This is a genomic window from Streptomyces sp. NPDC090741, assembly GCF_044769045.1.
GTDB lineage: Bacteria > Actinomycetota > Actinomycetes > Streptomycetales > Streptomycetaceae > Streptomyces.
Map to the genome: position 1 here is coordinate 227,006 of NZ_JBIVXF010000015.1, position 10,811 is coordinate 237,816.

The 10,811-nt window shown below is 70.2% G+C and carries 11 protein-coding genes; 1 reads left to right on the forward strand and 10 read right to left on the reverse strand.

Translation table 11 applies throughout. The annotated features are described in order from the left end of the window. The first annotated feature begins 45 nt into the window (after positions 1-45). On the forward strand, positions 46-417 hold the full coding sequence (locus tag ACIQU4_RS33015; RefSeq protein WP_403738576.1) for a PRC-barrel domain-containing protein: 372 nt from the start codon (positions 46-48) through the stop codon (positions 415-417). On the opposite strand, the gene ACIQU4_RS33020 is transcribed toward ACIQU4_RS33015, so the two are convergent. The 10 genes from ACIQU4_RS33020 to ACIQU4_RS33065 form a co-directional block, all read right to left on the reverse strand. Next, the gene (locus tag ACIQU4_RS33020; protein WP_403738579.1) at positions 414-1,892 is read right to left on the reverse strand and encodes a DNA polymerase IV; all 1,479 of its coding nucleotides are present in this window, start codon (positions 1,890-1,892) and stop codon (positions 414-416) included. The genes ACIQU4_RS33015 and ACIQU4_RS33020 overlap by 4 nt on opposite strands. A gap of 76 nt (positions 1,893-1,968) precedes the next feature. Continuing rightward, positions 1,969-2,607: a MerR family transcriptional regulator gene (locus ACIQU4_RS33025; RefSeq protein WP_403738582.1), complete on the reverse strand. Its 639-nt coding sequence runs from the start codon at positions 2,605-2,607 to the stop codon at positions 1,969-1,971. A gap of 192 nt (positions 2,608-2,799) precedes the next feature. After that, positions 2,800-3,273: a bifunctional nuclease family protein gene (locus tag ACIQU4_RS33030; protein ID WP_030009777.1), complete on the reverse strand. Its 474-nt coding sequence runs from the start codon at positions 3,271-3,273 to the stop codon at positions 2,800-2,802. A gap of 63 nt (positions 3,274-3,336) precedes the next feature. Then, the gene (locus tag ACIQU4_RS33035) at positions 3,337-4,110 is read right to left on the reverse strand and encodes a MerR family transcriptional regulator (protein WP_403738584.1); all 774 of its coding nucleotides are present in this window, start codon (positions 4,108-4,110) and stop codon (positions 3,337-3,339) included. Between the two features lie 76 nt (positions 4,111-4,186). After that, complete coding sequence (locus ACIQU4_RS33040) at positions 4,187-5,083, reverse strand: FHA domain-containing protein (protein WP_385591467.1); 897 nt, start codon at positions 5,081-5,083, stop codon at positions 4,187-4,189. Between the two features lie 130 nt (positions 5,084-5,213). After that, the gene (locus ACIQU4_RS33045) at positions 5,214-6,110 is read right to left on the reverse strand and encodes a DUF881 domain-containing protein (RefSeq protein WP_403738587.1); all 897 of its coding nucleotides are present in this window, start codon (positions 6,108-6,110) and stop codon (positions 5,214-5,216) included. A gap of 5 nt (positions 6,111-6,115) precedes the next feature. Beyond that, entirely contained in the window at positions 6,116-6,448 is a 333-nt protein-coding gene (locus ACIQU4_RS33050; RefSeq protein ID WP_365953911.1) for a small basic family protein, read from the reverse strand. Further along, entirely contained in the window at positions 6,445-7,353 is a 909-nt protein-coding gene (locus ACIQU4_RS33055) for a DUF881 domain-containing protein (RefSeq protein ID WP_403738590.1), read from the reverse strand. Before ACIQU4_RS33055 ends, ACIQU4_RS33050 begins: the two co-directional genes overlap by 4 nt. Before the next feature lie 109 nt (positions 7,354-7,462). Continuing rightward, positions 7,463-9,958 carry a sugar phosphate nucleotidyltransferase gene (locus tag ACIQU4_RS33060; protein WP_403738593.1) on the reverse strand — a complete coding sequence of 832 codons (2,496 nt, stop codon included), beginning with the start codon at positions 9,956-9,958 and terminating at the stop codon, positions 7,463-7,465. A 99-nt stretch (positions 9,959-10,057) separates the two neighbouring features. Beyond that, positions 10,058-10,648 carry a CDP-alcohol phosphatidyltransferase family protein gene (locus ACIQU4_RS33065; RefSeq protein ID WP_053688838.1) on the reverse strand — a complete coding sequence of 197 codons (591 nt, stop codon included), beginning with the start codon at positions 10,646-10,648 and terminating at the stop codon, positions 10,058-10,060. Between the last annotated feature and the right edge of the window lie 163 nt (positions 10,649-10,811).

The window sequence follows — 10,811 nt, forward strand, 5'->3', positions numbered from 1 at the left end:
CCTTCTGTAGTCATTACGGAGGAGTTGCGACCATATGGAGGGACCGTGCAGACCGACATCGATCCGCGCAGCCTGATCGGCCGCAAGGCGTTCGACCGCAACGGAACCAAGATCGGCACCGTCGACGAGGTCTACCTCGACGATGCCACGGGCGTGCCCGAATGGGCCGCCGTCCGGACGGGCCTGTTCAGCCGGGACGCGTTCGTCCCGCTGGAGCCGAGCGAGGTCGTCGACGACACCCTGCGGGTCCCCTTCGAGCGCTCCCTCATCAAGGACGCCCCGGACTTCGGCGTCGGCCGCCACCTCTCCCCCGAACAGGAACTCCAGCTCTACCACCACTACGGACTGGACGTCTCCCTCCCGTCGGACGTCCAGCGCGACTTCGGCCGCCTGGCGAACGGCGAGGACACCCCTTAGGTCGCGTCCGCCCCGGCCTCCCCCACGAGGGGCAGTGGATCGGAGGGCTCCAGCTCGGGGTCCTCCACCCGGAAGGTACGCACCCGGCCCGGCGCCGATCCGGGCTGCTCGAACCGCACGGTCACCCTCCCGACCCCGCTGCCCTGCACCCATCCGGGCCCGTACACGGCGTGCAGTACGTCGCCACCGGCCGCCCAGCGCCGCTCCGGGGCGGGCTCCGGCTCCCCGGACGCCCCTGACGGCTCCGCACCCCGCGGAGCCTCTCCCGGCCCTCCAGACGCTCCCGGCACCCCTGCCACCGGGGCACCGGCCGGCTCCGTGGCCCCGCCCTCCGCAGCCGCCTCGGCGGCTTCCTGCGCGGCTTCCTGCGCGGCCACCTCCGCGGCTGCCTCCGCCTCCGCCGCCATGGACTGCGCGAACAGGTCCTCCTGCGTGTAGTCCGCGAGGCCCGTCACGCCCACCCCCAGCAGCCGGACCCCGCCCGTGGTGTCCACCGCCTCCAGCAGCCGCGCCGCGGCCTCCCGCACCACTGCGGGGTCGTCGGTGGGCCCCCGCAGCGTCTCGGAGCGCGTCAGGGTCGAGAAGTCGTAGCGCCGCACCTTCAGCACGATCGTGCGCCCCGAGTGCCCCGATCCCCGCAGCCGCTGCACGCACCGGTCGGCGAGCCGCTGCACCTCGGTCCGGATCCGCACCCGGTCGTGCAGGTCCACGTCGAAGGTGTCCTCCACCGACACGGACTTCGCGTCGCGCTCGGCGACCACCGGCCGGTCGTCCAGCCCCAGCGCCATCCGGTACAGCCCGACCCCGTGCGAACGCCCGACCATCCGGACCAGCTCGTCCTCGCCGGCCTCGGCCAGCTCCCCGACCGTGGTGATCCCCGCGCGCCGCAGGTGCTCCCCCGTGACGGGCCCCACCCCGGGCAGGGTCCGCACCGACATCGGGGCGAGCAGTTCCCGCTCGGTCCCCGGCTCGATCAGCAGCAGCCCGGCCGGCTTGGCCTCCTCGGACGCCACCTTGGCCAGCATCTTGGACCCCGCCAGCCCGACGGACCCGCTCAGTCCGGTCGCGGCCCGGATGTCCGCCCGCAGCCGCTCCCCCGTCTCCCGGGCGCCCTTCGAGTCGAATGCGGTCCCGCCCGCCTCCAGGTCCACGAAGGCCTCGTCCAGGCTGAGGGGCTCCACCAGCGGGGAAAGCTCCCGCAGCAGTCCCATGACCACCTCGCTGACCGCCTGGTACAGCCGGAAGCGGGGGATCAGGTACGCGCCGTTCGGGCAGAGCCGGCGGGCCTGGGCCATCGGCATCGCCGAATGCACCCCGAAGCGCCGGGCCTCGTAGGACGCGGTGGCGACCACCCCGCGCGGTCCGAGCCCGCCGACGATCACGGCCTTCCCGCGCAGGCTCGGCTTCGATGCCTGCTCCACGGAGGCGTAGAAGGCGTCCATGTCCAGATGCAGGATGGTCGGCGCGGCTCTCACAGCCCCGATGCTGCCTCATGCCACTGACATTCGGCCGGGGCCGGGCCCGGCGTCTTCGGACCGCGCCGGGGCGGGCTCAGCCGGCCCGGTTGCGCCGCGCCGCCAGCTCGTCCGTCGGGTTGTGGCCGACCACCGTCTCGCCGGTGTCGACCCGCTCGCCGTGCAGCTGCGACAGCGCGTTCTCCACGTCGCTCCAGACCACGCCCACGGCGATGCCGAAGATGCCCTGCCCGCCCTGGAGCAGGCTCACGACCTGGTCCGGCGAGGTGCACTCGTACACGGTGGCGCCGTCGCTCATCAGCGTCATGCGCTCCAGGTCCGAGAAACCGCGGTCGCGCAGGTGCTGGACGGCCGTCCGGATGTTCTGCAGCGCCACCCCGGTGTCCAGGAAGCGCTTGACGATCTTCAGGACGACGACGTCCCGGAAGCTGTAGAGGCGCTGGGTCCCGGAGCCGTAAGCGGGGCGCACCGTGGGCTCCACCAGCCCGGTGCGCGCCCAGTAGTCGAGCTGGCGGTACGTGATGCCCGCCGCGGCGCACGCGGTCGGTCCCCGGTAGCCCACCTGCTCGGGTGCCGCGTCCGCGCCCACCGGTGCGACCTGCGCGCCGTCCGGCTGACGGCGCGCGGAACCGGCCGCACTGCCGTGGAGCGGGTACGGCCCACCGTCACTCCGCACGGGGATGCCCCCGGTCGTACCGTCGCCCGTGACTCTCACGCCGACCCTCCGTCCTTGACCTGCCCCCTCGAAGGTAGGCAGTCACCAGGGGTGCGTCAACGATCGCCACACTCGGCACGCCGAGTGATAATCACCCTGAGAGTGGTTTCCCGTGTCCTATGCCGGGGAAAGGCTAACCGAATGGGCTGACGCCCCCCGGGGACACGCGGCGCGGACGGCGCGGCCGACGGCTCACTGCGGTCCGGTACCGAAGTCCTCCGGGGAGATCTGGTCGAGGAACTCGCGGAACTTCTCCACCTCGTCCTCCTGCTCGTCCGGAATGGCGATTCCGGCGTCGTCCAGCACGCCGTCGCTCCCGTAGATCGGCGTTCCGGTACGCAGGGCCAGCGCTATGGCGTCGGAAGGCCGCGCGCTCACCTCGACCCCGCTGGCGAAGACAAGCTCCGCGTAGAAGACGCCCTCCCGCAGATCCGTGATCCGGACCTCGGTGAGCTCCTCGCCGATCGCCTCCAGCACGTCCTTGAACAGGTCGTGCGTCAGCGGCCGGGCAGGGGCCATGCCCTGCTGCGCGAAGGCAATGGCGGTCGCCTCCCCTGGTCCGATCCAGATGGGGAGGTACCGGTCGCCTCCCACTTCACGCAGGAGCACGATCGGTTGGTTGGAGGGCATTTCCACCCGGACACCCACAACGTCGAGCTCGTTCACACAGCAACCCTAGGACCTGCCCGGCAGGTTTGGGTAGTCGGGCCCCCTCGGGGATCCCCGAGGTCAGTGCAGACGGACCCCGAGCGCGGTCTGCACCAAGGCCTCGTGGAGCCGTACGGACAGCCCCGCGAGCTCCTTCAGCGTGGCTTCGGCATGCGCCCTGGTCTGCGGGTTGCGGTGCCGCCGAAGCGGTGCCACGACCTGCTCGACCAGACCCGCCTCACGGTCCGCGGCGGCCTTCATGGCCCGCAGGTGCCGCGGCTCCAGCCCGAACCGGCCCAGATCCGCCACCAGCCGGGCCACGGTGACCGTCTCGGCGTCGAATCCACCGCCGGGTGCCTCGCCGATCAGCCCGTACGACTCCCACTCGGCGAGCTGCGCCTCGTCGACCTCGGCCGCGGCGAGCAGCTCGGCGCGCCCCATCCGGGCCGCGGCCGCCCGCTCCCGGCCCACCTCGCCGTAGACGGCGGAAGGGCTCGCGGGATCGACGGAATCCCCGTGCGCCGTGGGCGCGGGGATACGGATCTGCTCGCCGCGGGCGAGCGCGTCCAGCTGCTCGCGGATGACCTTCAACGGCAGGTAGTGGTCCCTCTGGAGCCTCAGGATCCGGGCCAGCCGCTCGACGTCCTCGGTGCTGAACTTGCGGTATCCGGAAGGTGTGCGCCGGGGCTCGACGAGGCCCTCCGCCTCCAGGAAACGGATCTTCGAGATCGTGACTTCGGGGAACTCGTGGCGCAGCAGCGTGAGCACCGTGCCGATGCTCACCAGCCGCCCGGCAGAGCCGGTGCTTCCGGCGGTGCCGCTCTTCGGTGCACCGCCGGCCGGGATACGCAGCATGGGACCTTCCCTCTGGGGGTGACCCCCGGACGGAGTCCGGAGGTGGGGGTCCCCCCAGGCGGAGCCCAGGGGGCGGTCAGACGCCCCGCAGGCTCGCGTAGAAGACCATCCGGTACTTGCCGATCTGCACCTCGTCGCCGTTGTGCAGGGCGACCGAGTCGATCGGCTCACGGTTCACATACGTGCCGTTGAGGCTGCCCACGTCGGCGACGGTGAAGCCGCCGTCCTGGCTCCTGCGGAACTCGACATGCCGCCGGGAGACCGTGACGTCGTCCAGGAAGATGTCGCTCTGCGGGTGCCGGCCCGCCGTGGTCAGCTCACCGTCCAAGAGGAAGCGGCTGCCGGAGTTGGGGCCGCGCCGCACGATGAGCAGAGCGGAACCCGGAGGCAGAGCTTCCACCGCGGCCTGGGCCTCGGGGGACAGCGAGGACGACACGTGCTGTTGTCCCGACACCTCGGCCTCGTAGGCCTCAAGGCCCGAGATCGAGATGGTGGACGTGGTCTCCGAGGCACGCTCCGGCGTCAGACCCGCCCGCAGCGGCGCGCCGCAGTTGGAGCAGAACCGGCTGGCCGCATCGCTGCGGTGTCCGCACCTGCTGCAAACCTGCTCGGCCGACATGGACGGCTCCTCGCGCCGCGGCTGCCCCGCGGAGGCATTGGTGGCATACGGGTCGGGGGCAAACCCTCCACCCGAACTTGAGGTTGATGGTTCACCGAAACCTATGCGTCCGGAACCGGCAGGGTCAACAGACGACGCGCCCGGCGCGCCCGAAACATCCCCCGCGCCGGCGACCTCGTCACGGAAGAGCGGCCGGTCGCCCTGCCCTTCCACCTCTCCCTGCCCCGCGCGGTGCTTGGCCGCACCGCTTTCCTCGCGGTTCTTCTTGCCGAACAACTTCTCAAACAACTTCACGGGCGATTCCCCTTGAACGAAACAGACCCGCCCGTGGGGCAGGACGAACTCCGAATGCACACACCTGCCGACCCGGACATTCTCACAACGTCCGTAACCACCAGACAGTTTCCACCACGCGGCACGACTTCAGTGCGCCGACCCCCCGCAGGCATCAGCCCGCGTGAGCCCGTCCGCGCTCCGTTCCGCGTCACGACGTTGACGACCGAGCGTAGTCAGGCTGCTTCGCAGCCCGCAAGGCATCCACAACGATCTTCGCCGACCGTGTGACGGCGACGTTGGCCTGTTCCTTCTCCAGCGTCTGCACGACACCGCCGGGAATGTTCAGGGCCGGCTCCAGATCCTGCGGCTTGCCGATCACCTTGAACTCATAAGGCTGTGTGATCTTCTTACCGTCGATCCCGATCCCGCCGCCCTCGTCCGAGAAGAACGAGCTCGCCACGATGCGCACCCCGTTGACCTGGATCGCCTCGGCCCCGGCCGCCCGCAGCTCCTGGAGGGTGTCCAGCAGCTGGTCCGACTGCACCTGCCCCTTGGGATCGGTGACCTTCAGCGTGATGCCCGGTCCCTGCGCCGCCGTCGTACCGGCCAGGATCCCGAGTTGGCGTTCCTTCTCGATCGTCTGGCGACGGGCCTCCTCGGCCTGGTTCGAGCTGCTCTCCAGCTCCTTGCGCTGGTCCTCCAGCCGCTGCTTCTCGTCCTCCAGGCGCTTGGTCCGCCCGTCGAGCTCGTCGAGGATCCGTACGAGGTCCTCCTGACGGGCCCCGCGCAGCGCGCTGGAGTCGCTGTTCGAGCGCACCTGGATGGCCAGGCCCAGCCCGAGGACGAACAGGAGCAGCGCGACGATCAGTTGGGCCCGGCTCACGCGCGGCGGCCACACCGCCTCCGCCAGCCGCTGCCGACCGCTCCGCACGGGCCCGGCGGGCTCGGCGGGCTTCGCGGCCTGGCCGGGCTGGGCGGGCTGGCCGGGCTGGGCGGGCTGGGCCCCCTCGCCGGGCGCCGCGGGCTCGGCGGGCCGCGCCGGCTCGTCCTGCGGCGGCAGCTCCGAGCCCATCGGCTCCTCGGGCGGGTTGTCGTTCGTACTCATCGGCCTCACGCCCGGAACACGTGCCGGCGGATGGCCGCGGCGTTGGAGAAGATGCGGATGCCGAGGACCACGACCACACCGGTGGACAGCTGCGAGCCGACGCCCAGCTTGTCGCCGAGGAAGACGATCAGCGCCGCGACGACCACGTTCGACAGGAACGACACCACGAAGACCTTGTCGACGAAGATGCCGTCCAGCATCGCGCGCAGGCCCCCGAACACCGCGTCCAGCGCCGCCACCACGGCGATCGGCAGATAAGGCTCGACGACGGCCGGCACTTCGGGCCGGACCAGAAGTCCGATCACCACTCCGGCCACCAGGCCCAGTACCGCGATCACGATGCACCCTTCTTCGGCTCTTCTGCTGTAGCTGTACGTACGGTCAGGCTCGACGCGGCCGGCAGCCGCAGCTCGTCCGCCGGGGACAAGGTGGCGCGGATCCCGTAGTTCTCCTGCAGGGCGTGCAGGTACTGGCCGTCCGCGGAATCCTGGAACGCGGTCCCGAGCCGCTTCTTGTCCCCCACCGCCAGCACCTCGTACGGCGGCACCAGCGGCCTGTTGTCGACCAGTATCGCGTCACCCGCGGCCCTGATCGCCGACAGCGCCGTCAGCCGCTGCCCGTTGATCGAGACGGCCTCGGCGCCGGACTGCCAGAGCCCGTTGACGATCTTCTGCATGTCCCGGTCCCGCAGCCGGCCGGTGTCCGAGAACCCGGCGCTCTCGCGCGGCTTGCCGCCGCCGCCCGAGGAGGAGCCCTTCGCGTCGTCCACGACCAGCTTGAGACCGGGTCCCTGGACCTCCGTCGCACCGGACAGCAGCGCCACGAGCTGCCCCTGGTCCCCGCCGTGCTGCTTGAGCGCCTCCCGCTGGCGGCTCGCGACGTTCTCCCGCAGCCGCTCGATGTCCCGCTCCAAACCGTCCGCGTGCTCGTCGGCCCGCTGCACCCGGTCGATCAGCTCCTGCCGCTCCTTGGCCAGCACCGGCGCGGCTATCCGCGCCTGGGCGGCACCCAGCGTGACGACCATGGCGGCGAGCACGAGCCCGGCGGCGAGCGCCAGCTTGGCCTTCAGGGTGCGCGGCAGACCCGCCGTGCCGTCCGCCTCGCGCCGGTCCGACGCTTCCGCGTAGCCCTCGTCGAGACTGTGGTCCATCACGTGCGTCAGCAGCGACATGGATGCGTCCGGGCGCGCGGGCGGCGCCGGCGCCGAACTCCGGTTGTGGGGCGGCTGCGACATGCCGCTCATCGTCGCATGTCGGCGCCGCCCACACCGAATGCGCCCGTCCGGCGGACAGGGAGCGACATCCGCCGCACCCGGCCCACCGGACCACGCCGTTTCCGTCGGCTACGGACGCTCAGTGCCCGGCACCGTCCACCACGCCGGCCCACTCGTCGAGCAGCGCCTGCGCGGACGCGTCGTCGGGACCCTCGGCCCACAGGTGCGTGACCGCCTCCGCCGGGTCCGGCAGGACCAGCGCCCACCGCCCGTCGGCCTCGACCACCCGCACACCGTCGGTGGTGTCCACCTGCCGGTCCCCCGCCGCCTCCACGACCCGCCGCATGACGAGCCCCTTCACCGCCCACGGGGTCGGCACGTCCCGCTTGAGTACATGGGCTCGCGGTATCCGCGCATCGATCTGGCTCAGCGTGAGCTGCGTCCGCGCCACCAGCCCGATCAGCTGGACGAACGCCGCCGACCCGTCGAAGACACTGCTGAACTCCGGAACGATGTAACCGCCCCGGCCGTCCCCGCCGAAGATCGTGTTCTCCGCCCGGCCCACGCGCGTCAGGTCGTCGGGCGAGGTCGTCGTCCACTCCACCTGCGTCCCGTGGTACGCCGCCACCTGCTCGGCGATCCGGGTCGTGGTCACCGGCAGCGCCACCTTGCCGCTGCGCTTCTCCGCGGCCACCAGGTCGAGGAGCACCAGCAGCGCCCGGTCGTCCTCGATGATCCGCCCGCGCTCGTCCACCAGCGAGATCCGCTCACCCACCGGGTCGAAGCGCACTCCGAAGGCGGCCCTCGCCGAGGCCACGATCTCTCCGAGCCGCACCAGCCCGGCCCGTCGGGACTCCGCGGTCTCCGTCGGCCGGGACTCGTCGAGCCCCGGGTTGATCGTCAGCGCGTCCACCTCCAGCCGGCCCAGCAGGCTGGGCAGAACCAGCCCGGCGCTGCCGTTGGAGGCGTCCACGACCACCTTGAGCCCGGAGTCGGCGATGCCGGTCGTGTCCACCCGGCGCAGCAGGGAACCCGTATAGGCGTCGAAGACGCTGCCCGGGAACTGGAGGTCGCCGATCTCGCCCGGGAACGCCCTGCGGTACTCCTGCCGCGCGTACACCCGGTCCAGCTTGCGCTGCTGCTGGAGCGAGAGGTCCGCTCCTCGCTCGTCCAGGAACATGATGTCGACCGAGTCCGGCACTCCGGGCGAGGTCCGCACGACGATCCCGCCCGCGGTACCCCGCGCGGTCTGCTGTCGCGCCACCGGCAGCGGTACGTTCTCCAGGTCGCGTACGTTGATCGCGCTGCACTGCAGCGCCGAGATCACCGCCCGCTTGAGCGCTCTCGCGCCGCGGGAGTGGTCACGGGCCGTGGTGACCGTCGCGCCCTTCTTCAGGGTCGTCGCGTACGCGCCGGCGAGCCGGACCACCAGCTCGGGGGTGATCTCCACGTTCAGGATGCCGGTGACCCCGCGGGCGCCGAACAGATGCGCCTGACCTCGCGACTCCCAGATCACCGACGTGTTGACGAAGGCGCCGGCCTCGATCGTCTTGAAGGGGTAGACCCGGACGTTGCCCTGAATGATCGATTCCTCACCGACCAGACACTCGTCACCGATGACCGCCCCGTCCTCGATCCGGGCGGCCCGCATGATGTCGGTGTTCTTGCCGATGACGCAGCCGCGCAGATTGCTGTGGGGCCCGATGTAGACGTTGTCGTGGATGACGGCCCTGTGCAGGAAGGCCCCGCTCTTCACGACGACGTTCGAACCGACGACCGTGTGCTCGCGGATCTCCACGCCGGCCTCGACCTTGGCGTAGTCCCCGATGTACAGCGGCCCGCGCAGCACGGCGTCCGGGCTCACCTCGGCGCCTTCGGCGATCCACACGCCGGGCGAGATCTCGAAGCCGTCCATCTCGACCTGGACCTTGCCTTCGAGTACGTCGGCCTGCGCCTTGACGTAGCTCTCGTGCGTGCCGACGTCCTCCCAGTAGCCCTCGGCCACATAGCCGTAGATCGGCCGGCCTTCTTTCATCAGCTGCGGGAAAACATCTCCGGACCAGTCGACCGGAACGTCCGGGTCCACGTAATTGAAGACCTCGGGCTCCATCACATAGATACCGGTGTTGACGGTGTCCGAGAACACCTGCCCCCATGTCGGCTTTTCGAGGAAGCGCTCGACCTTGCCTTCCTCGTCCACGATGGTGATGCCGAATTCCAGCGGGTTCGGCACCCGGGTCAGGCACACCGTGACGAGTGCGCCCTTCTGCTTGTGGAAGCGGATGAGATCGGTGAGGTCGAAGTCGGTGAGCGCATCGCCGGAAATGACGAGGAAAGCATCGTCCTTCAAGGCCTCCTCGGCGTTCTTCACACTGCCGGCAGTGCCGAGTGGCTTCTCCTCGTTGGCATAGGTGAGCTCCATTCCGAGCTCCTCGCCGTCACCGAAGTAGTTCTTGACGAGTGACGCCAAGAACTGGACGGTAACAACGGTCTCGCTGAGCCCATGCCGCTTGAGCAGCCTGAGCACGTGCTCCATGATCGGCCGGTTGGCCACCGGCAGGAGCGGCTTGGGCATGCTCGAGGTCATGGGGCGAAGGCGAGTGCCTTCGCCACCGGCCATCACGACGGCCTTCATGTCGGAAGAGTCCTCCTTGAGAGACGACGTTCTCGCCGACCTCACCGGCCCGGACGGTGACTCCGCAACTCCTCCGCGTCAGCCCCACGCCGAGCGAGCTCAATCGGCCGCGGCGTCCGCCTTCACTAGCCGGCGGACTTGCACCACGTAAAGGATTCCTGCCCACCAGTAGAGGGTTGTACCCCATCCGGCGAACGCCCATCCGAAAACTGCCCCCATCCAGGCCAACCAACCCGTACCGTCACTGAGCAACAGCAGAGGGAAGGCGTACATCAGGTTGAAGGTTGCGGCCTTGCCGAGGAAGTTGACCTGCGGCGGCGGATAGCCGTGACGGCGCAGGATCCAGACCATGACCAGCAGCATCAGCTCACGGGCCACCAGCGCCCCGGTGAGCCAGAGCGGCAGAATGTCTCGATAGGTCAGACCGAAGAGCGTGGAGAGGATGTACAGCCGGTCTGCGGCCGGATCCAGCAGCCGACCGAGGTTGCTGATCTGATTCCAGCGCCGCGCCAGCTTCCCGTCGAGGTAGTCGCTGACCCCGCTGAGCATGAGCACGGCCAGTGCCCAGCCGTCGTGCTTCTCCAGAATCAGCCAGAGGAACAGGGGCACGCCGGCGAGGCGAGCCATGCTCAGGATGTTCGGAATGGTGAAAATTCGGTCCGTCTGAACCCGAGTCTCCTGGACCTCCACCCGGGGGCCTCCACTGTTGAACGTACGAACGATGCCTCCTGACCCTACAGGAAGCCGCACCGGGCCAGAACGCAGAAAAGCCCCGTACCGGATACCCGGTACGGGGCTTTCTACAATGATTGTTCGGCGGCGTCCTACTCTCCCACAGGGTCCCCCCTGCAGT